This is a genomic window from Brevundimonas sp. (assembly GCF_013912065.1).
Classification (GTDB): domain Bacteria; phylum Pseudomonadota; class Alphaproteobacteria; order Caulobacterales; family Caulobacteraceae; genus Brevundimonas.
Genome location: NZ_JACESA010000004.1, coordinates 195005 through 217171 on the forward strand (window position 1 = coordinate 195005; position 22167 = coordinate 217171).

The 22167-nt window shown below is 67.7% G+C and carries 19 protein-coding genes and 2 tRNA genes; 7 read left to right on the forward strand and 14 right to left on the reverse strand.

The genetic code is table 11. The features are described from left to right. Nucleotide 1: 1 nt before the first annotated feature. The 4 genes from H2037_RS05330 to H2037_RS05345 form a co-directional block, all read right to left on the reverse strand. A complete protein-coding gene (locus H2037_RS05330) occupies nt 2-3208 on the reverse strand; it encodes an efflux RND transporter permease subunit (RefSeq protein ID WP_292118755.1) in 3207 nt (1068 codons plus the stop codon). Beyond that, on the reverse strand, nt 3208-4296 hold the full coding sequence (locus H2037_RS05335; protein WP_292118758.1) for an efflux RND transporter periplasmic adaptor subunit: 1089 nt from the start codon (nt 4294-4296) through the stop codon (nt 3208-3210). Before H2037_RS05335 ends, H2037_RS05330 begins: the two co-directional genes overlap by 1 nt. 159 nt (nt 4297-4455) lie before the next feature. Then, nucleotides 4456-5112, reverse strand: a complete 657-nt coding sequence (locus tag H2037_RS05340) for a hypothetical protein (protein WP_292118689.1) — start codon at nt 5110-5112, stop codon at nt 4456-4458. A 104-nt stretch (nt 5113-5216) separates the two neighbouring features. Continuing rightward, the gene (locus tag H2037_RS05345; RefSeq protein ID WP_292118691.1) at nt 5217-5981 is read right to left on the reverse strand and encodes a class II aldolase/adducin family protein; all 765 of its coding nucleotides are present in this window, start codon (nt 5979-5981) and stop codon (nt 5217-5219) included. 190 nt (nt 5982-6171) lie between these two features. Here H2037_RS05345 and H2037_RS05350 point away from each other — a divergent pair, with 190 nt between their 5' ends. The 3 genes from H2037_RS05350 (at nt 6172) to H2037_RS05360 (ending at nt 8662) form a co-directional block, all read left to right on the forward strand. After that, a complete protein-coding gene (locus H2037_RS05350; RefSeq protein WP_292118692.1) occupies nt 6172-7302 on the forward strand; it encodes a DUF2336 domain-containing protein in 1131 nt (376 codons plus the stop codon). A gap of 32 nt (nt 7303-7334) precedes the next feature. Next, nucleotides 7335-8114 carry an NAD kinase gene (locus H2037_RS05355; protein WP_292118693.1) on the forward strand — a complete coding sequence of 260 codons (780 nt, stop codon included), beginning with the start codon at nt 7335-7337 and terminating at the stop codon, nt 8112-8114. Nucleotides 8115-8185: 71 nt separating this feature from the next. After that, nucleotides 8186-8662: an Hpt domain-containing protein gene (locus H2037_RS05360; protein ID WP_292118695.1), complete on the forward strand. Its 477-nt coding sequence runs from the start codon at nt 8186-8188 to the stop codon at nt 8660-8662. Between the two features lie 69 nt (nt 8663-8731). Here H2037_RS05360 and H2037_RS05365 read toward each other — a convergent pair whose 3' ends face one another. Together H2037_RS05365 and H2037_RS05370 are read right to left on the reverse strand one after the other, a co-directional pair. Continuing rightward, nucleotides 8732-9874 (reverse strand): DUF2336 domain-containing protein, encoded by a 1143-nt coding sequence (locus tag H2037_RS05365; RefSeq protein ID WP_292118697.1) that lies wholly within the window; start codon nt 9872-9874, stop codon nt 8732-8734. An 88-nt stretch (nt 9875-9962) separates the two neighbouring features. Next, nucleotides 9963-10760 carry a transglycosylase SLT domain-containing protein gene (locus H2037_RS05370; RefSeq protein ID WP_292118699.1) on the reverse strand — a complete coding sequence of 266 codons (798 nt, stop codon included), beginning with the start codon at nt 10758-10760 and terminating at the stop codon, nt 9963-9965. Nucleotides 10761-10938: 178 nt separating this feature from the next. Between H2037_RS05370 and H2037_RS05375 the strand changes: the two genes are divergently transcribed. Beyond that, on the forward strand, nt 10939-11673 hold the full coding sequence (locus tag H2037_RS05375) for a TonB family protein (RefSeq protein WP_292118702.1): 735 nt from the start codon (nt 10939-10941) through the stop codon (nt 11671-11673). On the opposite strand, the gene H2037_RS05380 is transcribed toward H2037_RS05375, so the two are convergent. The 4 genes from H2037_RS05380 to H2037_RS05395 form a co-directional block, all read right to left on the reverse strand. After that, complete coding sequence (locus tag H2037_RS05380; RefSeq protein ID WP_292118705.1) at nt 11670-12680, reverse strand: FAD-binding oxidoreductase; 1011 nt, start codon at nt 12678-12680, stop codon at nt 11670-11672. The two genes, H2037_RS05375 and H2037_RS05380, sit on opposite strands and share 4 nt — an antisense overlap. A gap of 134 nt (nt 12681-12814) precedes the next feature. After that, nucleotides 12815-14005 (reverse strand): elongation factor Tu, encoded by a 1191-nt coding sequence (gene tuf / locus H2037_RS05385; protein ID WP_183194884.1) that lies wholly within the window; start codon nt 14003-14005, stop codon nt 12815-12817. 52 nt (nt 14006-14057) lie between these two features. Next, nucleotides 14058-14131, reverse strand: a tRNA-Gly gene (locus tag H2037_RS05390). An 81-nt stretch (nt 14132-14212) separates the two neighbouring features. After that, nucleotides 14213-14296, reverse strand: a tRNA-Tyr gene (locus H2037_RS05395). 147 nt (nt 14297-14443) lie between these two features. Here H2037_RS05395 and rlmB point away from each other — a divergent pair. The 3 genes from rlmB to H2037_RS05410 are packed head-to-tail and all read left to right on the forward strand — an operon-like array spanning nt 14444 to nt 16501. After that, entirely contained in the window at nt 14444-15328 is an 885-nt protein-coding gene (gene rlmB / locus H2037_RS05400) for a 23S rRNA (guanosine(2251)-2'-O)-methyltransferase RlmB (protein WP_292118710.1), read from the forward strand. Between the two features lie 31 nt (nt 15329-15359). Further along, a complete protein-coding gene (locus H2037_RS05405) occupies nt 15360-16169 on the forward strand; it encodes a TerC family protein (RefSeq protein ID WP_292118712.1) in 810 nt (269 codons plus the stop codon). Further along, entirely contained in the window at nt 16166-16501 is a 336-nt protein-coding gene (locus tag H2037_RS05410) for a rhodanese-like domain-containing protein (RefSeq protein ID WP_292118714.1), read from the forward strand. Before H2037_RS05405 ends, H2037_RS05410 begins: the two co-directional genes overlap by 4 nt. A 43-nt stretch (nt 16502-16544) precedes the next feature. On the opposite strand, the gene metG is transcribed toward H2037_RS05410, so the two are convergent. The 4 genes from metG to H2037_RS05430 form a co-directional block, all read right to left on the reverse strand. Next, nucleotides 16545-18245 (reverse strand): methionine--tRNA ligase, encoded by a 1701-nt coding sequence (gene metG, locus H2037_RS05415; RefSeq protein ID WP_292118717.1) that lies wholly within the window; start codon nt 18243-18245, stop codon nt 16545-16547. Nucleotides 18246-18331: 86 nt separating this feature from the next. Further along, on the reverse strand, nt 18332-19681 hold the full coding sequence (locus H2037_RS05420) for an MATE family efflux transporter (RefSeq protein ID WP_292118718.1): 1350 nt from the start codon (nt 19679-19681) through the stop codon (nt 18332-18334). Nucleotides 19682-19732: 51 nt separating this feature from the next. Then, a complete protein-coding gene (locus tag H2037_RS05425; RefSeq protein WP_292118720.1) occupies nt 19733-20131 on the reverse strand; it encodes a DUF1489 domain-containing protein in 399 nt (132 codons plus the stop codon). A gap of 9 nt (nt 20132-20140) precedes the next feature. Then, nucleotides 20141-22105: an acetyl/propionyl/methylcrotonyl-CoA carboxylase subunit alpha gene (locus tag H2037_RS05430; protein ID WP_292118724.1), complete on the reverse strand. Its 1965-nt coding sequence runs from the start codon at nt 22103-22105 to the stop codon at nt 20141-20143. Nucleotides 22106-22167: the final 62 nt, after the last annotated feature.

The following is a 22167-nucleotide window of genomic DNA, read 5'->3' on the forward strand; positions in this document are numbered from 1 at the left end:
CTCAGCCCTCCTCGATCGGCTTGGGTCCGCCCTCGCGCATCTCCTGGGCTTCCCATTCCTCGATCTTGCGGGCGGTCCATTCCGGCGACTTGGTGAAGCGCGCCAGGACGCCATAGATCACCGGCACCACGAACAGGGTCAGGACGGTGGCGAAGATGGCCCCGGCGAAGATGACTACGCCGATGGTCTGGCGGCTTCCCGCCCCCGCCCCCTGCCACAGCACCAGCGGCAGGGCGCCGAAGGCGGTGGCGATGGAGGTCATGATGATCGGCCGCAGGCGCAGCGATGCGGATTCGATGATGGCCTCGCGGATCGACCGGCCCTGGTCGCGCAGCTGGTTGGCGAATTCGACGATCAGGATGCCGTTCTTGGCCGCCACCCCGATCAGGATGATAAGGCCGATCTGGCTGTAGATGTTCAGGCTGGACCCCGCCATCAGCAGGCCGAACAGGCCGCCCGCCGCCGCCAGCGGCACCGTCAGCATGATGACGGCCGGGGTGATCCAGCTCTCGAACTGGGCCGCCAGCACCAGGAAGACCAGCAGCAGGGCCAGGCCGAAGGCCGCCAGGACGGCGCCACCGGCTTCCTGCTGATCGCGGGCCGCCCCGCCCCACTGGGTCACGACCGCGCCCTGGGGCTGTTTGGCCGCCTCGGCGCGCAGGAACTGGATGGCGTCGTCCAGGGTCGTGCCGGGGTTCAGGTCGGCTTGAAGCGTGATCGCCCGCTGACGATCCAGACGTCGACGGTCCGGGGTGTCGCCCGAGGTCTGGGTCGTCACCACCGCCGACAACGGCACCAGCTGCCCCGCGCCCGTCGGGACGTAAAGCGCTTCCAGATCAGCGACTTCTCGACGGTTGTCGCGATCGGTCTGCAGGATGACATCATACTCCTGCCCGCCCTTGATATAGGTCGTGGCGGTTCGTGAGCCGAACATGGTCTCCAGCGTGCGGCCAATCGACTGGGCCGAGACGCCCAGGGCCGCCGCCTTCTGCGGATCGACGTCGACCAGCAGACGCGGCGAGTTGGGTTCGTAGTTCAGGCGCGGACGCGAGAAACCGGTATTGGCCTGGGCCGCCGCCAGCAGGGGTTTCAGCCAATTGTAGATCTGTTGATAGTCGGTGCCGGTCGCGATCAGTTCGACGGAGTTGGAATTGCCTCCGCCGCGCTGGAAGGCGCCGGGCGTGGAGGCGTTGACCTGGGCGTCCGTCTGGCCGCGCAGCTTGCCGTTAAGCTCCTGGGCGATCTCGGCGGCCGTGCGATCACGCTTGGACCAGTCGGAGAGGACCAGCACGCCGTTGCCGGTATTGAAACTGCCGCCGCCGAAGCCGGGCGCCGACACCAGATAGGAATCCGCCTCGCCGCTGGCCTTGTAGTCGGCCAACAAAGGCTCAAGCCCCATCATGATCTTGCGGGTGTAGTCAAAGCCTGCGCCTTCCGGTCCGGCGACGCGGACGGAGACCCGGCCCCGGTCCTCGTCAGGCACCAGTTCGTTGGGCAGGACCAGGAATATCCCCGCCGCCCCCGCCGCGATCAGGGCGATCAGGGCCGCAACGCCGATCACGGCGATGCGCCGCCCCAGCAACATGTCCAGCGACCGGCCGTAGGAGGTCTTCAGCCGATCCATGCCCCAGTCGACCCGGCGCGCCAGCCAGCCGCCGCCATGCGCCGGCTTCAGGATCTTGGACGCCAGCATCGGCGACAGGCTCAGCGCCAGGAAGGCCGAGAAGGCCACGGCCGCCGCGATGGCCGCCGCCAGTTCGACGAACAGCCGCCCGACGTAACCCGGCAGGAACAGCAGGGGCGCGAACACCGACAACAGGACGATGGTCGTCGCCACCACGGCGAAGAAGACCTGGCGCGCGCCTCGCTCGGCGGCGACCAGCGGCGGCTCGCCGTGATCCAGACGGCGCTGGATGTTCTCGACCACGACGATGGCGTCGTCGACGACCAGGCCGATGGCCAGCACCAGGGCCAGCAGGGTCAGAAGGTTCAGCGAGAAACCCAGGGGCGCCAGAACGATGAAGGTCGCCAGCAGACAGATGGGCGCCACGATGGACGGGATCAGCGCCGCCCGCAGACTGCCCAGGAAGATGAAATTGACCAGGGCCACCAGGGCCATGGAGATGCCGATGGTGATCCACACCTCGTCGATGGCGTGGGACGTAAAGACCGAGTTGTCGGACCCGACCTCCAGCGTCACGCCGGGCGGCAGGCTGGGCTGGATTTCTTCGATCATCGCATGGACGCCGTCCGAGATGGCCAGGTCGTTCGACTGGGCCTGACGCGTCACGGCCAGGCCGATCTGGTCCATGCTGTTGCCTCGGAACAGCCGACGGTCCTCCTCCGGCGCCTCCTCGACGCGGGCGACGTCGCCCAGACGGGTCACATAGGTCGGTTGACCCTGGATGATGGCCGAAGAGCCGCTGCCGGAACCGGTGGCCACGGCGGCGGAGGTCGAGGCCGAGCCCCGCGTGCCGATGGGCAGCTGGCGGAAGTCCTCGGGCCGGGCGTAGGTGCGGGCCACGCGAACAGTGTAGTCCTTGTCCGTCGATTCCAGCGAACCGGCCGGCAGTTCGACGTTCTGGTTGGTCAAGGCCGTCTCGACGTCGGTGACGGTCAGATTGCGCGCAGCCAGGGCGGCCGGATCCAGCCAGATCCGCATCGAATAGCGTTGCTCGCCATAGATATTGACCTGGGCCACGCCCGGCACGGTCGCCATCCGGTCGACCAGATAGCGGTCAGCATAATCTGTTAGCTGCAGCCGGTTCATCGTCGTCGAGCGCAGGAAGACGATGATGATGGGCTGGCTGTCGGAATCGGCCTTGGCCACCTCGGGCGGATCGGCCTGGTCCGGCAGACGACCGACGACGCGACTGACCCGATCGCGCACGTCGTTGGCGGCGTCGTCGATATTGCGATCCAGCGAGAATTCGATGTTGACGTTCGAACGGCCGTCGCGGCTGACGGAGTTGATCCGCTCGATCCCTTGGATGCCGGCGACCTGCTGCTCGATCGGCTCGGTGATCCGGCTCTCGATCACCTCGGCGGAGGCGCCGGCGTAGCTGGTGTTGACCGAGACGATCGGCGGATCGACGTCCGGCAGTTCGCGCACCGGCAGGAAGAAGAAGGCCGCGGCGCCGATCACGCACAGGACGATGGCGGCGACCGCTGCGAAGACCGGGCGCCGGACCGAGACATCGGACAGCATCATTTGGCGGCGGCCTCTTGGCGCTGGGCTCCCTCACGTGGGGCTCCCCCTCGCTGAGCTCCCCCCGGCTGGGCTTCGGGCACGCTGATCGGCGCCCCCGGCTGAATCCGATTCAAGCCTGAGCCGACGATGCGGTCGCCGATGTCCACGCCTGACAGGATTTCGACGAAGCCGTTTTCGACGGCGCCGGTCTCGACCTCGACCCGCTGGGCCGTAGATCCGTCGGCGGCGCCGGCGATGCGATAGACGAAGGCCCCCGCCCCCTCGTACTGGACCGCCGCTTCCGGCGCGGCCGGAGCCTGGCGCTGCCCCTGCTGGACGGCGACGCGCAGCAGCATGCCCGGGCGGATACGCCCGCCGGGATTGGGGAATTCGGCGCGGGCCGTGGCCGCGCGCGTGGTCTCGTTGACGCGGGTGTCGATCAGGGCGATCCGCCCCTGGAACGGCGTGTCGCCATAGGCGTCCGCCGTCGCGGTGATCGGCGTCCCGGGCCGCAGCACATTGAGGTAACGCTCAGGCAGGGGGAAGTCGACGCGGATGGTCGAGGTGTCGTCCAGGGTGGCGATCACGGCGCCCGGATTGATCAGGGTGCCCGGCGTCACTGTCGTCAGCCCCAGGGTGCCGGCGAAGGGCGCGCGGATGACCCGGTCGCCGCGACGGGCCTGGGCCGCCTCCAGCGACGCCCGCGCCGTCTCCAACGCGGTCTCAGCCTGTTCCAGCAGCACCTGGGGCGCGATCCCTCGGTCGGCCAAGGCCTTGTAGCGATCGTATTCGCGCTGCGCCTGGGCGACATTGGCCCGCGCCTCGATGATGGCGGCGTCCTCTTCACGGGCCTGCAGTTCGACCAGGGGCGCACCCGCCGAAACCGTCTGACCGTCCGTGAACAGAACACGGGTGATCAACTCCGTCGTGGAGGAGGTGATATTGACCGACCTCTGGCCGCGCGCGACGCCCAGAACCCGGATCTGGTCCGAGAACTCCCGCTGTGACACCGTCGCCTGCGACACCTGCTGACCGCCCCGGCGCCCGGCGCCGCCCCCCTGCTCGTCGTCTGCGAAGGCGACCTTCAGAACGGCGGCGAGGACCATGAGCCCCAGCAGCACGGCTGCGGCGACAAGGAAGAAGTGGCGTTTCACGCTACGGACTTTCGATTCGGAGGACACGCACGCTTAGCGGCTTCTATCCCGCGCGCAACATTACCTATCCGTAACGCCGTCGATGCCGAATTCCGTCGCAAAAATTTTGGCTCAGAACCTGCGCCAGATCGCCACAACCGGTCCCTGGACGACCGGCGTCTCGCGCCCCGCGACCGTTTGACGCCAACCGGCCTGGAGGCTCCATCGGCCGAAATCGCGCACAACCGATCCTTCCACCGAAAGCCAGCGCGCGCCGCCGTCCGCAGCCCCGCCGAAGGCCTGTCCCAGCAGCAGCCAACGCCCGTCGAGCCGCGCCCCGACAGTGGCGTCTATACGGGTCTCATGGGGCAGGCCGTCGCGCAGGCGGCGCGCGACCTGAAGCTCGACGAACGACTGGTCCATGCCCCAGCGCGCGCCTGCGTCGCCCAGGGAGCGACCGACCGACAGCCGCGCCTCCCAGTCGTGTTCGCCGACCCCAGGCGCGGCATAGCCGGCGTTACGCCCCTCGCCCGCCCAGGCGTATCCGCCATACAGGCTGACGGCATTGTGATTGTCGCGCCAGACCTGCCAGGTGGCTCCGACCTCGATTGGGCCCCGTCCCTCGTAGTCGACGAAGGCGTCCCCGCCGTCCTGCCAGTCCGTCTTCAGCACAAGGGTCGCACGGTCCGTCAGACCGTATTCGGCGAACAGACCCAGGGACGTATCCCTGCGGTCGCCCGGCAGAGGCCGTTCGTCGCCGGCGGGGTCGAAGCCCGAGTCCCCACGCATGTCCTCGTATTTGACGATCGCCTGCCCCTGGCCCTTCGGCTGGGTCCAGGCGCCGGCGGACGCCTGACCGGCCTGGCCGACGGCCAGAACGGCCAGGGCTGTGCTCAGGCGTCGTAGCCAGGCGACTTGCGGTCCAGCTGACGCAGGGCGCCGGGCCAGGCCAGGGCGGAGATGAAGCCGATGCCCCGCCCCTGTTCCTTGGTCTCGGCCTGGGCCTCGTCCGGCGCCATCAGCACATGTTCGCGCCCGCCCGACAGGGCGGCGACCTGCTGTGCGCAGGCTCTCTCCAGGAAGAAGATGCCGATCCATGCCTGCGCCGCCGTTTCCCCGACCGCGAGAGTGCCGTGATTTCTCAACAGCATCAGCGGCTTGTCCCCCAGGTCGGCGACCAGACGTTCGCGTTCGTCATGGTTCAGGGCCAACCCCTCGTACCCATGATACGCAACCTGATGCTGTAGTAAACACGCGTTCTGGCTAATGGGCAGCAATCCATGCTGTTGGGCGGCCACCCCGACCCCGTTGACGGTGTGCAGGTGGATGACGAATTTCGCGTCCTCCCGGGCCGCATGGACCGCCGAATGGATGGTGAAGCCCGCCGGATTGATGAAGTTGGTCGTCTCCTGGACGATGTTCCCCTCCAGATCGACCTTGACCAGGGACGAGGCGGTGATCTCGTCGAAATAATAGCCGTAGGGATTGATCAGGAAATGATGCTCGGGTCCCGGCACGCGGGCCGAGATATGAGTGAAGATCATGTCGTCCCACCCATTCAGCGCCACGAGGCGGTAAAGGGCGGCCAGTTCGACACGCGCCTGCCATTCGGCTTCGGAGACGCGGGATTTCAACGCGGGATTGGCGCCGTCGGCCATGGGGTTCCTCCTGGATGTCAACAGGCCTCTGATGGGCTTTGTCAGACCGTCCTCCCGCACCGCCTCCCCGTCAAGCGGCCAAGCCCCCGGCAGCGCCGATGTTAACCGTCGCGTTTCAGAGTTCGTTAACCGCGTCTTCACGTCGCGCCCGGCACAATAGCCGGGTGAATTTGCCGCGTCCGGAGTCGCCGTGTCCGCTGTCGTCCAACTGAGGCCGCCCCTGCACGCCGGGACCGACCTTTCCGCCCTGGATCTCGTCGACCTGGCCCGCAGCAAGGCCCCGGACGACCGTCAGCGTCTTTTGATCGGCGTCATCGGCCTGTGCGAGGCCACCCCGCCCTCGGCGCCGCTTCCGGCCGCGCTCGGCGAAATCTTCCTGACCCTGGCCACCCAGGCCGAACACGACATCCGCCAGCAGCTTTCGGAACGCCTCGCCGGCGCCGAATGGGCTCCTCCGGCCCTGATCGAGATGCTGGCGCTGGACGAAATCGACATCGCCGCCCCGGTGATCGCCGCCAGCCCTCTGCTCAAGGACGCCGCCCTGATCCGGGTCCTGCTGGAAACCACGCTGGAACACCAGATCGCCGTGGCTCGCCGCCCCAATCTGTCGGGCGGCGTCGTGGACGCCATCCTCGATCGCGCCGATCCTGTCACCATGACCGCCCTGGCCTCCAACCGCAGCGCCGACATCGGCGAGGCGGCGATGCATCGGCTGGTCGAGCATTCGCGACGGATCGCCGGCCTGCGCGCGCCTCTGACCCGTCACCCGCGCCTCGACGAAGCCCTGGCCCAGGAATTGTATCAATGGGTCGGCCAGGCGCTGCGCCAATCGATCGGCGAAAGGTTCCAGATCGACGACCGTCTGCTCAACGCCGCCGTCCGGGAAGCGGCCGCAAGCGCAGCCTGCTCCGCCGCCTGGCGGCCCTTGCCCGCAGGCCGCAGGGCCGAGGATCGTGAACGCCAGGAGATGGAACGTCGCCTGATCGACAAACTGCAGGCTGCGGGCCAGTTACGGCCCGGCATATTGATCCGCGCCCTGCGGGAGCAGCGCCTGGGCTTGTTCGAACAGGCGTTGGCCCAGCTCGGGAACTTCACCCCGGCTCAGATTCGCGGCGCCGTCCATTCGCCGACCGCCGAGCCTCTCTACCTCGCTTGTCTCGCGGTCGGTCTGGACAAGGCGGTCTTCCCGTCCCTGCTGGTCGAGCTTCGCAAGCTGACCGACGGCCTGCCCGCCGACGGCGGCTGGACCTCCACGCCGATGAACAGTCATTCGGCGGCCCGCGCCTTCCGTCAGATGATGGAAAAACCCGCGACGGTTTGACTTCGCGGTCAAGCTGGGGCTCACGTGCGGCCGTGAACCAGATCCCGCCCGATCCCGTCCTGGCCTTCGTCGCCTCCGACCGCCCCGAGGCCCAGGCAGCCCGCCAGACGCTGATCGCACGCTACGGCGCGGCGCCCGAGCATGAGGCCGACGTCATCGTGGCCTTGGGCGGCGATGGACATATGCTGGAGACCCTGCACGCCAATCTGCGTCGCCGGACCCCGGTGTACGGCATGAACCGCGGCTCGGTCGGCTTCCTGATGAACGACTACGACGAGGACGATCTGGTCGCCCGCATCATCGGCGCCGAACGAACGGTCATCCATCCGCTGCAGATGGACGCCTGGACCGAGAGCGGCGAGGTCCATACCGGCCTCGCCATCAATGAGGTCTCTCTGCTGCGCCAGACCCGCCAGAGCGCCAAGCTGAAGATCACCGTCGACGGTCGCGTTCGGCTGGAGGAGCTGTCCTGCGACGGATGCCTGGTGGCGACGCCGGCCGGATCGACCGCCTATAATCTGTCGGCCCACGGCCCGATCATTCCGCTGGACGCCCGCATACTGGCGTTGACGCCGATCAGCGCCTTTCGTCCGCGGCGCTGGCGCGGCGCCCTGCTGTCCCACGGCGCGACCGTGCGGTTCGATGTGCTGGAGAGCGACAAACGCCCCGTCTCGGCCACCGCCGACAACTTCGAGGTCCGCCGCGTGGCGCGGGTCGAGGTGCGCGAACGACGCGACGTCGCCCTGACCATGCTGTTCGACGCCGGCCGCTCATTCGACGAACGCGTCATGGCCGAGCAGTTCGCCAACTGACGGCCGTCGAGACCTACACCGCTTCTTAAGGGGGTGGGGATAGGCTTGGCAGAACTTCCATGGAGACCGCCATGAGCGACCCGGCGCACGTCACTCCCCCCATGCCCGCCCTTCGTCCGAAGCTGGGCGGCGGCTTCGGCATCAACGCCGACGCCATCGCCCGGGCGGAAGAAGCGCTGAAGGCCATGTCCGCCCAGTTCGGCCAGTGGCTGAACGACGAGATCGTCAAGCTGGATCAGGCCCAGGCCGATATTCGCGACAAGGGCTGGACATCGCAGACGGCCGAGACCCTCTATTTCCGCGCCCACGACCTGAAAGGCCTGGGCACGACCTATGAATATCCGCTCGTGACCCGTATCGCCGGTTCGCTGTGCCGGCTGCTCGACGACGCCGCCGCCCGCCTGGACGCGCCCATGGTGGTGGTCGACGCCCATATCGACGCCATCCGCGCCGTGGTTCGCGACCAGGTCAAGACCGACGAGAATCCCACCGGCCGCATCCTCGCCGAATCCCTGGAAGCCAAGGTCGCCGAACACAAGGCGCGCTGAGCCGCTCTATATCCTGAATGTCGAAAGGCCCGCCGTCAGGCGGGCCTTTTTCTTGGCGAAGCCGCGAGATCAGGCGGCGTCGGCCGCTGCCCGCATCGGGCGCGCCGGCGCCTGGTCCAGGCGATCCATCAGATAGGCCAGATCGTCGCGCGGCACGTTCGGCCTTTGCGTCATGAACCGTTCCAGCATCCGCTGGCGGAAGGCGTCGCTCGCCGTATCCACCCCCTCGGCCGACAGGGCGCGCCAGGTGTCCACCCCCGCGCGGAAGGCCTGGAACAGACGCGGCGGCAGGCCGGCCCGGTCATAGATGGCCTTCAGCCCCAGCGGCCCCGCATCATGGATCATCAACCAGGCACGGTGGTGCGGCGTATTGGCCAGTTCGGCCAGCCCATGTTCGAGCATGGTCATTTGCCCTCGCGCCAGCCCGCGCAGAAGCAGTGAGGCGTTCAGCACCCTGCGCTGGTTCAACTGGGCCATGAAGCCCGGCAGATCCACGCTGGACGCCGCCTGCTCGACTAGGTCCACGGTGGCCCGCTCGCGCGCATACTGCGCCAGCCGGATGGCGGTCTCGGGCGCCACGGCGTGTCGCGACACCAGATGTTCGCGCACCGTCTCGCTGGCCAGTTCAATCAGCCGTTCGGTGATGTGCAGCGGCAGAACCTGACGATAGGCGACCGCCGTGACCACGTCGGCCGAAGCCGGGAAACGATCGACGATGACGCCCAGGGCGCGTTCCGACAGATCGGCGTTGTCGTTGGCCGCCAGGATGCGAACCGCCTGTTCTCCGCCCTCGTCGGCCAGTACCTGGGCGACGTCGCGCGACACGCTGGGCCGCCCGGCGACGGCGATCTGGCGAAGATTCGAACCCGCGCGAACGATCTCGATCAGATCCTCATCGCTGAGCGCCGGCGAGGCGCCGATGATGGGCAGGGCGATACTATCGACGTCCGCCGCCAGTCGACGGGCTACGTCATTGGGGATCAGATCCGACGCTTTCAGCGTAACCGCCATCGCCCGGCGCACCAGTTCGGCCGCGTCATTGGCTAGCAGCCGCACGATCTTCTGCGCCGCCTCACGTTCTCGATCGTCCAGCTCGACCCGATCCATATTGCGGCACAGCTTGTGCGCCGCCTCCGCGCGCTCGTCGTCATCCACAGCCTTGACCAGGCGTTGGATGTCCAGTTCGGTCAAGCGGGCGCGATGGAAGGTCATGGACGGCTCGTCAGGGAATCGGACTCGTCCGACACGGTGAACCTGCCATGCTTAACGGTCGGTTTACCATGGACCGAATTGCGGGACGTCAGCTCTTTTCGTCGCCGGTCGGGGAAAAGGCGCGCCCGAATCCGGCGCCCGCCGATCCGTCCTGACCCAGCAACAGGGCGAGAAGCCCCTGCTCCTGCTTCAGCCGGTCCATGCGCGCCGCCAGCATCTGGTCGCGATCGCTGAGCTCCGGCGCGGTCGATCGCCCCTCCCCCACGCCGGCTGCGGGCGCGCCATCGCCCGCCGTTTTCTGTAGATTGGCGTGGACCTCGGCGACCGTCGCGGCGCGCCCGTTCTTGTAGAAGATGCTGCGGTTAGCCCGCGCGGCTTCGGGAAACAGGGCCGCAGCGCTACCGCCCGGATTGCGATCCATCGCACTCATCAGACTGGCGGCGCCGGCCGGGCCCAGGAAATGGGCGGCGTACAGATCCCCTGCGCCCGGCTCCTTGCCGGTGCGGCCACGCAGATAGGCGGCGTTCGACGCCGTCAGTTCGGCCGCCATGGCCGAGGCCGCATGGGGATCGAATCTCAGGTCCAGCACCACATTGCGCGCCGATCCCTCGACCCGCCAGCGCCCGTCCGACCCGCGATGGATCAGGTCGGCGTATTGGCCGTAGCCGTGCTGCGCTCCGTGCTGTTTGACCGTGCCCAGCCAAGTCTGCTCGATGAACTGGAACAGGCCAGCGGCCGAGGAAGTCGGCGCCTTGGCCGACGGGTTCATCGCGCTTTCGCGTCGCGCCGTCTTGACCAGGAAGTCGTAATCGACGCCCACGTTGGTCGAGGCGCGCCGGATGGCCGCTTCCACGCCGCCTGAAGATGGAATCGCTCGGATGCCCATGACGGGAGGAGCCTCGTCGAACGTGGTTAATCAAGCGTTAATCGTTAACGCCGGTATTAACCGTATGGCGGGAACCGACCTTGGTCGAACGGCGAACCGCCGCCGCAAAGCCGCCACAACCTGCGCGCTCACTTTCGGTTACGGGCGCTGCGGGGGCGGTGAACGAGGGAGTGCCGTCATGATGATCCGTGCCGCCGGGGGACCCGGCGCCGTCAGCCCCATCGACTTCGGGGAACGCAGGAAGCCTTTGCCGCGCTGGATGTGGGCCGCCATAGGGCTGTCCGTTCTGGCCCACGTCGGCGCCGGAATGGTGCTCTATAATCAACGGTTCGAGTTGAAAGCGCCGGACGCCGCTCCTCCGGAGCCGCCCCCGACCCTCGTCACCCTGGACCTGCCGCGTCCGAAACCACTGCCGAAGGTCGAGACCACGGCGCCGCCCGCGCCGCAGACCCCGACCCACAAGCCGCCGGTCGTCTTCCCGACGACCGAGGCCTCGCCCTTCCCGGCGCCTGACGTTCCTGTCGTCGGGACCACCCCGGGTCTGATCGTCAGCACGGCGCCCCAAGGCGTTGAGAGCGGGACGGCGCCCACGCAAACCCCCGTCCGCGCGATCTCGGTCATCAATGATCCGACCTGGGCCGGCCGCCCTTCGGCGGCGCAGATGGCGCGCGCCTATCCGTCGCGCGCGGCCGAGAATGGCGTCTCGGGCGCCGCGAACCTGTCCTGCATCGTCCGGATAGACGGGGGCCTGACCGCCTGCCGCATCGCCGGCGAAACCCCCAGGGGGCAAGGATTCGGACGGGCGGCCATGAGCCTGACGCGCGACTTCCGCATGAACCCGCGCACCGTCGACGGCCGCGCGGTGGATGGAGCGACGGTGAACTTCACCGTCCGCTTCGCGATGGAGGGCTAGAAGCGTCGAGGATCGAGGGCGCGGGCTTCCGGCGACGGCGTCCGCCCCTCGATCGCATCGGCCACGACGGCCCCGACCATCGGCCCCAGCAGCCAGCCGTTGCGGCGCGGCGCCAGGGCCAGGTACAGCGCCGTCCCGTCCGGCGCCGGCCCCGCCATCGGCAGTCCGTCCGCCGAGGCGCCGCGAACGCCCGCGCGCCATTCGATCTCCAGCGGTTCGGGCGGGCGACCCAACACCCGCCAGGCCGCCTGGGTCAACCGCTCGCCGACGGCCTCGTCCGGCGCCGTGTCCCGACGTCCCGGCTCCATCGTCGCCCCTATCACCGCTCCGCCCGTCATCGGGGCCACATAGGCCCCCGGCCCGCGCACGACGTGCGCCGTCAGATCCCGCGCCGCCGAGCCGATCTGGCCACGGATCGGCTGGATCCCGTCCACCAGGCGCCGCGTCGCCACGGGCGTTCCCACCAGCGCCGCCTCGGCCCCCGTCGCCAGAACCACGGCCGACGCCTGCAAACTGCGTCCATCCAGCTCCACGGACCAGCCGCCTCGATTGGCGGCGATCCCGGTCGCCCGCCCCACGACCACGGCCTCGCCCAGAACGGCGCGCAGAGCCGCCAGTCCCTGTTCCGGCTCGATCTGATAATCCTCTTCGGTGATCAGCCGGTCGCCGTCGCGACGCGCGGCGAACCCCAGCCGTTTCAGCCGCGCCTCGACAGCGTCGACATCGCCCCCGCGCCATTCCGCCGGGCGCCGCGCCAGGGCCACGCCTGACGCCTCGGCGAAGGCCGGCCACCGGTCGCGACCGGCGCGGAACAGGGCGGCCCTGTCGGCCGAGACATCGTCGATCGCCGCCTCCATGGCCGGCGCCACCATGCCCGCCGCGACCTGCGAGGCGTTGGCTGTTCCGGGATCGACCACGGTCACCACATGACCGCGCCGCTTCAGCTCGAAGGCCGTACTCAAGCCCAGCACGCCGGCGCCGATGATCACGATGGAGGGGGAGGACATCACGACCTCCAGATCGACCCCCGTCGCCGGGAATGCAAGCCGCCGTGACGGGACGTTTCGTCCTATCCCCCACAGCAAAACGGCCCCGGAGTTTCCTCCGGGGCCGTTCCGTTATGCGACTTGGTGATTACCGATTACTCGATGATCTTGGCGACGACGCCGGCGCCGACGGTGCGGCCGCCTTCACGAATGGCGAAGCGCAGGCCCTGGTCCATGGCGATCGGGGTGATCAGTTCGACGTTCAGCTCGGCGTTGTCGCCGGGCATGATCATTTCGACGCCTTCCTTCAGGTGAACGATGCCGGTCACGTCGGTCGTGCGGAAGTAAAACTGCGGACGATAGTTCGTGAAGAACGGGGTGTGACGACCGCCTTCTTCCTTGGTCAGGATATAGGCTTCAGCCAGGAACTTGGTGTGCGGGGTGATCGAACCCGGCTTGCACAGAACCTGACCGCGCTCGACGTCTTCACGCTTGGTGCCGCGCAGCAGAACGCCGACGTTGTCGCCCGCTTGACCTTGGTCCAGCAGCTTGCGGAACATTTCGACGCCGGTGCAGGTCGTCTTCTGGACCGGACGGATGCCGACGATCTCGACTTCTTCACCGACCTTGACGATACCCTTTTCGACGCGGCCCGTGACCACGGTGCCGCGGCCCGAGATCGAGAAGACGTCTTCGACCGGCATCAGGAAGGGCAGGTCGACCGGACGTTCCGGCTGCGGGATATAGGCGTCGACGGTTTCCATCAGGGCCAGAACGCGCTGTTCGCCGATTTCCGGGTTCACGCCGTCGGTCGCGGCCTTGGCCGAGCCCTTGGTGATCGGAATATCGTCGCCCGGGAACTGGTACGACGAGAGCAGCTCGCGCACTTCCATCTCGACCAGCTCCAGCAGCTCTTCGTCGTCGACCAGGTCGACCTTGTTCATGAAGACCACCAGGGCCGGCACGCCGACCTGACGGGCCAGCAGGATGTGCTCGCGCGTCTGCGGCATCGGGCCGTCGGCGGCCGAAACCACCAGGATCGCGCCGTCCATCTGCGCCGCGCCGGTGATCATGTTCTTCACATAGTCGGCGTGGCCGGGGCAGTCGACGTGGGCGTAGTGACGGTTCGCCGTCTCATATTCCACGTGCGCCGTGTTGATCGTGATGCCGCGCGCCTTTTCTTCCGGCGCAGCGTCGATGTCCGCATAGGCCATCGCCTTCGCGCCGCCGGCCTTGGCCAGCGTCATCGTGATCGCCGCCGTCAGCGTCGTCTTGCCGTGGTCAACGTGACCAATCGTGCCGATGTTGCAGTGCGGCTTCGTGCGTTCGAACTTTTCCTTGGCCATGGCCAAACTCCTGATGGCCCGGGTTGAGGGGCGCGATGCTGATCAAAAAACCTGGAGCGGGTAGACGGGATCGAACCGACATCCTCAGCTTGGAAGGCTGCTGCACTACCATTGTGCTATACCCGCGCGGAGACTGCGGAAGTTCTTTGGGAACGCCGCAGCCGGTTCCTCTCCGTCGTCCTGATCCGCCGTATCCGTCAAGGCGCGTGGTGGGGGAAGAAGGACTCGAACCTTCGAAGCTTACGCAGGGGATTTACAGTCCCCCCCCTTTGCCACTCGGGACATTCCCCCAGCGCGCCTTGTCGAACCGCGGACCCCTCGTTCCGCCCATAATCAAGCGGGACGAAACAAAAGCCTTCGGCTTGTCGCCTCCTCTAGGATAGAGGGGGCGCCCAGACCCGAAAGCCCTTGGGGCTCCAAATCGGAGGGCGTCTTATAGTGTCGTCGAAAACAGAACGCAACGACCGTAAAAGCGGTAAAAAACCGGTCTTCGGAAACCGGCCTTCCGGGCCGCGTGAAAAGGGCCAAAAACCTGTTTCGCAAGGATTTTCCGCACGTGAAGACGCGCCCCGCGCGCCGCGTTCGGCGGATAGAAGCAAGGCGGACGCCGATAATTTTCTCTGGGGCCGTCACCCGGTGCTCGCCGCCCTGGCGAATCCCGCCCGTCGCGGCATGGGCCGTCTGCTGGCGACGGCGGATCGGGCCACAGAGATCGAGGACGGCAAACTGGCCCACGGGCACAAGATCGAAGTGGTCGACGCCCCGACCCTGACCCGGATGCTGCCCGCCGGCGCGGTCCATCAGGGCCTGGCCTTCAAGGTCCAGCCGCTGGAAGGCGTGTCGCTGGAAGAGCTCGCTGATCCGGCCGAGGGAATCATCGTCATGCTGGATCAACTGACCGATCCTCAGAACGTCGGCGCCATTTTCCGCTCCGCCCTGGCCTTCGGGGCGCGGGGAATCATCGTCCAGGACCGCCATGCTCCGGCCCTGGCCGGCGCCCTGGCCAAGGCGGCGGTCGGCGCCACCGAACGCCTGCCCCATGCGCGCGTGACCAATCTGTCGCGAGCTCTCGAACGGCTTGCCGATCTGGGCTGGCGCGCCGTCGGCCTGGATGGCGCAGGCGAACAGACGCTGGAAGAGGCGCTGGATCGGCAGCCGACGGTTCTGGTCATGGGATCCGAGGGCGACGGCATCCGGCGACTGGTGGCCGAACACTGCGACGTCCTGGCCAAGATCCCCATGCCGGGCGGCTTCGAGAGCCTGAACGTCTCCAACGCGGCTGCCGTCGCGCTTTATGAGGCCGCGCGCGCGCAACGCGGCTGACAGAAGGCCGCGCCGGCGTTAAGGAGCGGGCATGGAATTCTTCTCTTCTCCCGAATTCGCCAGCCAGGCCACGGCCCTGGGCCAGGTCCTGCTGATGGACCTGGTTCTCGCCGGCGACAACGCCGTCGCCGTGGGCCTCGCCGCCGCCGCCCTGCCCCAGGATCAGCGTAAGAAGGCCATTCTGATCGGCCTGGCCGCCGCCGTGGTGATGCGGATCGGTTTCGCCCTGATCACCGTCCAGCTTCTGGCCATGGTCGGCCTGCTGCTGGCCGGCGGCCTGTTGTTGCTCTGGGTTTGCTGGAAGATGTGGCGCGAACTGCAGGAGCAGCGCACGCACGATCAGGCCGAGGCGGAAAAAGAGCTCGAACTGGCCCTGAGCATCGAACACGGCTCCGGTCCTTCGCCCGAAGAACTGGGGATCAAGCGCAAGAGCTTCGGCGCGGCCCTGCTGCAGATCATGATCGCCGACATCACCATGTCGCTGGACAATGTGCTGGCCGTCGCCGGCGCGGCCCACGAACATCCGTGGATCATGGTCTTCGGCCTGGTCATGTCGATCGCCCTGATGGGGCTCGCCGCCAGCTACATCGCCAAGCTGCTGCATCGCTATCGCTGGATCGGCTATATCGGCCTGGTCGTGGTTCTGTACGTCGCCCTGCACATGATCTGGGACGGCGCGCGCCAGGTGGTGGTCCGGACCGGCAATATGGAACAGTTCAACGCCTCCGCCCCCGCCTTCGTCGAGATCAGTCCCAAAGAAGCCGCCCACCACATGGGTGGTCAGCGGAGCGAGGACAGCCACGCCCCCGCCGGCGCAGGACCGACGGTCCCGGCGAAGTGACCGTCGCCACGGTAAGCGTAGAGGAGGCCGCCGCGTGGCTCCAATCCGGCGAGGCCGTGCTGGTCGATGTACGCGAGCCGGATGAGTTCGCCGCCGCCCGCATCGACGGCGCGATCCTGGCGCCGCTCAGCCAGATGCCGGCCGCCTGGGAGGCGCTGGATCTGCCGGCGGATCGCAAGGTCGTCGTCATGTGCCTGAGGGGCGGCCGCAGCCATCAGGTCTGCGCCTTCGTCGGTCCGGCCGGGCCGGAGGGTCAGCCCCTGTTCAACCTGACCGGCGGCATCCAGGCCTGGCACGTCGCCGGCCTGCCGATCATTGAAGACGCGGACTAGGCGTTTCGACGACTGTCGACTGGAGCGTCAGTGGAGGCCGGCGCTATTCCGCGCCGCCGAAACGTTCGGACCATTCGGCGACCTGGGCGTCCTCGATCTTGGCGAAGAGCACGCCCTGGGCCGCTACGGCCTGTCCCACTGGCAGCCGGTTCAGCACATCCTCGTCCGCGCCCGGCCAGCTGAGGTCGGTCGAACCGACGGAGGCCGCGATCTTCTCGGCCGAGAAGGGCAGGATCGGCGCCGCCAGTCGCGCGAACAGGGCCACGAGGTTCAGGCCGGTGCGTACGCCCACGGCCGCCTGGTCGCGGTCGGTCTTCAAGGCCGTCCAGGGCGCCGCGACCTGCAGATATTCGTTGCCCAGCACCCAGACGGCGCGCAGGGCCTGGGCCGCCTTGCGGAATTCCATGGCCTCGAACTGTTCGGTGGCCTCGGCGATCCCCGCGCGGATATCGGCTTCCAGCTTCAGCTCGACCGGCCCGGCCTCGCCGCCGTCCGGCACGACGCCGTCGAACTTCGACTCGGCGAACTTGACGATCCGGTTGACGAAATTGCCCAGCACATCGGCCAGATCCTTGTTGGTCGAGGCCTGGAAATCCTCCCAGGTGAAGGCCGAGTCCGCGTGTTCGGGGCCATAGGCCGTCAGACGCCAGCGCCAGTAGTCGGCGGGCAACAGTTCCAGCGCCTGGTCCATGAAGACGCCGCGCTTCTGGCTGGTCGAGAACTTGCCGCCGTACCAGTTCAGCCAGTTGAAGGCCTTCAGCTGGTCCACCGTCTTCCACGGCTCGCCCGAGCCGATGATGGTGGCCGGGAAGCTGACGGTGTGGAAGGCGACATTGTCCTTGCCCATGAACTGGACATAGCGGACGTCCTCGGCCCCCTCGTCCAGACGCCACCAGTCGCGCCACGAACCACCGGTCGCCTCGGCCCATTCCTCGGTCGCGGCGATATATTCGATGGGGGCGTCGAACCAGACGTAGAAGACCTTGTCCTCCATACCCGGGCGGGGGAAGCCGTCCTTCAGCACAGGCACGCCCCAGGCCAGGTCGCGGGTGATGCCCCGGTCGATCAGCCCCTCGTCCAGGTGTTTGTAGGCGATGGACTTGGCCAGGAGCTGCCAACCGGTCTTGCCGTCGACCCAGGCGCGGATCTGGGGCTCGATCTTCGTCTGCAGCAGATAGAGGTGCCGCGTGTCGCGCACCTCGAGGTTCCGCGACCCCGACACCGATGAATAGGGATCGATCAGATCGGTCGGGTCCAGCAGGCGTCCGCAGTTGTCGCACTGGTCGCCCCGCGCGCCGACGTGGCCGCAGTGGGGGCAGGTCCCCTCGACATAGCGATCGGGCAGAAACCGGGCATCGTCGATCGAATAGATCATCCGATCGACCCGCTCTTCGATCAGGCCGTTCTTCTCCAGCGCCTCGGCGAAATGCTGGGTCAGGCGATGGTTCTGCGGGTTCGAGGACCGGCCGAACCAGTCGTAGCTGAGGCCGAAAGCCTGGCCGGCTTTCTTCTGAATCTCGTGCTGTTCATCGCAATAGGTCCGCACGTCCTGGCCGGCGGCGGCGGCCGCCAGCTCGGCCGGGGTGCCGTGCTCGTCGGTGGCGCAGATATAGAGGACCTCATGCCCCTGGGCCCGCTTGAACCGCGCCCAGACATCGGCCGGCAGCATGGACCCCGCCAGATTCCCCAGGTGCTTGATGCCGTTGATGTAGGGCAGCGCCGAGGTGATGAGGATGCGGGCCATGATCGTCCAGGAGTTCGGGGAAGCGCAGGGATATAGAGCGGCGAACCCACGGCGTCACCTCCCTGCCCCCCATGGGGCCGAAAACCCTAAGCCATACGCCGGGCCACTCGCACGAACCGTCCCGTCAGAAGGGCAGACGACGCCAGGCTGGCGATGATCACCGCCCAGACCAGGCCGTCGACGCCCATCCGATGGCCAAGAACCCAGCCCAAGGGCATCATCACCGCGCCATAGGCGGTGAAATGCATGATCGTCGGCCACCAGACGTCGCCGGCCGCCCGGTTGGCCTGGGCGGCCACCACCTGAATCCCGTCCGCGACGAAGAACAGGGTGGCCAGCACCAGGGCCGGGGCGGCGATGGCCAGCAGGCCGGGATCGCGATTATAGGCGCCGACGATCAGATGGGCGCTGGGCCAGACGCTCAGGGCCACGACGAAGGTCATGGCGGTCACCACTGTCAGGCCGACCAGACCGGCCCTCAACACCCCGCGTCCGTCGCCTGCGCCATAGCTGCGCCCCACCAGCACCGCCGTCGCCGACGACAGGCCCATGGGCAGCATGAAGACGATGGCTGACACGTTCAGCACCACCGCCCAGGCCGCCGTCTCCACCGCCCCGATCTGGGCTGCGAAGAAGGTGAAGCCCGAGAAGGCCCCGACCTCGATGAAATAGGAGGCGCCCGCGCCCAGACCGACCTTGACCTGTTCATGCGCCGCCTTGGGATCGCGTGCAGGTCGGTCGAACACCCCCAGCGCCCGCGCCTCCGGCAGACGCAGGATATAGACCACCAGAAACAGGGCCAGGGCCGCGCGCGCGCCGAAGGTCGCCCAGGCCGAGGCGAAAGCGCCATCGAAACCCACGCCCAGCAGGTCCGGCACCAACAGTAGATTCAGCGCGAGATTGACGCCGTTGGCGATCCACATGGCCCACATGCCCGGCTTGGGCCGTCCCAGGGCCTCGAGGAAGAACTGGCCCGTCACCGAGATCAGATAGAAGGGCATGGACAGGGCGAAGACGATCAAGGCCGGTCCGGCGCCTTCCGCCAGTCCGTCTTCCAGGCCCATCCTGCTCAGTCCCCACGGACCGACGGCGATCAGGGCGACCATGGAGACCAGGCCGATCTGCAGCGAATAGACCATGCCCCGCCGCAGCACCGCGCCGACGGCGTGCCTGCGCCCCTCGCCCAGCATCCGCGCCGTCATGACCTGAACGCCCAGCATCAGCCCGACCGCCGTCGTCACCACGATCGAGGTCGGCGCCCAGGCCAGGGAGTGGAAGGCCAACTCCCGGCTGGAGAAATTTCCCACCACTATGGCGTCGGTCAGCCCCATGGTCATGATGCCGATGCGCGCCAGCACCACCGGCCAGGCCAGGGCCAGCAGGTCACGGAAGGCGGAACGGGTCTTGAGGCTGAGCGCGATCATCGGACGCGGCACAGGCCACGCCGTCCCGTCGCGGTCAACTCCCAAAAACTTTGTGGATTTGGCCTACCAGGCGCCCAGTTCGCGCAATTGGCGCACCAGTTCTTCCGGCGCCTCGCCCGCGTCCAGTTCGGTCATGTCCGCCGGGGCGTCCTTGGGTTCGAAATAGCGCCAGCCCTGGAAAGGCCGGCGCGCCATCGGAGCGGTGCGGATCACCTTGGGCTCAAGCGTGATCTCGCATCGGCTCTGCTTGCCCTCGCCCAGGGTGGCGATGTCCAGCACGGGCTGACGGCAGACGATCACACCCTTGACCACCCAGTACAGCGATCCGCCGTCCTCGATCTCGGTCGCCCGTTTCGGCGTCATCCGCGTGTGGACCACCAGGGGACCGCCCCTCGCCGCGCGGGCTTCCAACCATTCGACGTCAGACACGCCGACGCACAGTTTGATCATGTGAAGCGGCATGACGGCGATCTAGGCGTTCGCCGTCACGACCGCCAGGACGGTCGCCTCGGTCACCTGATCGCCGACGGTCGCGACGCTTTCGACCACGCCGTCGAACGGCGCGGTCAGGGCGTGCTCCATCTTCATCGCCTCCAGCACCACCACCGGCTGGCCTTTCGTCACGGCGTCACCGACCTTGGCGGGGGCGGCGACGATCTTGCCGGGCATCGGGGCGCGCAATGAGCCGTCGGAGACCGCGCCGACCCCGACCGTGGCAGCGCGATAAGGGGTCACGCGGCGCGCCTCGCCATCGACGAACAGAACGAAGCCGTCATCAAGGGCCTGATAGCTGAACAATCGCTCGCCCGCCTGAACCTGGTCGAACCCGACATGCGCCACGCCGCCATCTGCCCCTTGCCACCCCGTCTCGACCGGCGTCACGGACGCGGAGACGCCAACGCCGTCGACCTGGGCCCAGACTGTCGTTTGCAACGGCGCGTTCAGACGCACCCCATAGGACAGCCCCGGTTGACCGCCCCACGGGCTGAATAAATCGGAGGACCGGGCCTCGCCCCCTTCCGCCGCCGCCTCCGCAATCAGGGTTAGGGCCGCCAGCGTAGCCTCGTCGGACGCGGCGGGCTGCAAGGCCGCCTCCTCCGCCGCAATGAAGCCCGTGTCTACATCCCCCGACACGAAACGCGGATGCTGCAGGCAGCGCTTCAGGAAGCCGGCGTTGGCCTTTACCGGCCAGACCTCGACCTCGCCCGCCGCCTCGGCCAACCGCGCCGCCGCGGCCTCGCGCGTGTCTTCATGGACGATCAGCTTGGCGATCATCGGGTCGTAGAACTGGCTGACCTCGCCGCCCTGCTCCACGCCCGTATCGACGCGGATTCCGTCCGGCATGACGAAATGGTCCAGACGACCGATGGACGGGAGGAAGCCGTTCGCCGGGTCCTCGGCATAGAGGCGCGCCTCCATGGCCCAGCCGTTCAATCGGATTTCGTCTTGTTTCAGCGGCAGGGGTTCGCCCGCCGCCACGCGGATCTGCCATTCGACCAGATCGACGCCGGTGACGCTCTCGGTCACTGGATGTTCGACCTGCAGCCGGGTGTTCATCTCCATGAACCAGATCCCGTCAGACTTCAGCCCATCCGAGGCGTCGGCGATGAATTCGATGGTCCCGGCGCCGACATAGTCGACCGCCTTGGCCGCCTTGATGGCCGCCTCGGTCACCGCCCCCCGCACCGCGTCGCTCATGCCCGGCGCCGGAGCCTCTTCGATCACCTTCTGGTGACGGCGTTGCAGCGAACAGTCGCGTTCGAACAGGTGGACGACATCACCGTGCCGATCCCCGAACACCTGGACCTCGATATGGCGCGGCCGGGTGATGTAGCGTTCGATCAGGACCCTGTCGTCGCCGAAGGCCGCCGCCCCTTCCCGCTTGGCGCTGGCCAGGCCGGCGGCGAAATCCTCCGGCGCATCGACCCGTTTCATGCCCTTCCCGCCGCCACCCGCGACCGCCTTGATCAGCACCGGATAGCCGATCCGCGCCGCCTCGGCCGCCAGGGTCTCTTCCGACTGATCGGCGCCCTGATAGCCCGGCGTCACCGGCACCCCGGCTTCGATCATCAGCTGTTTGGCCGCGTCCTTCAGCCCCATGGCCCGGATCGAAGCGGGGTTCGGCCCGATCCACACCAGACCCGCCGCTGTAACAGCTTCCGCGAAGTCCGCGTTCTCGCTCAGAAAACCATAGCCGGGATGGATCGCCTCGGCTCCCGCAGCCTTGGCGGCCGCCAGGACCTTGGCGCCGTCCAGGTAGGATTCGCGCGCCGCCGCCGGGCCGATCAGCACCGCCTCGTCGGCCTCGCGCACATGCAGGGCGTTGGCGTCGGCCTCGGAATAGACGGCGATGGTGCGGATTCCCATCCGCTTGGCGGTTCGGAAGACGCGACAGGCGATTTCGCCGCGATTGGCGACCAGGACAGACTTGAACATGTCCCGGTCTTAGCTGGATCGTGCGGGTCAGGCGAGAGGGCGCACGCCCACTCGCGTGCTGC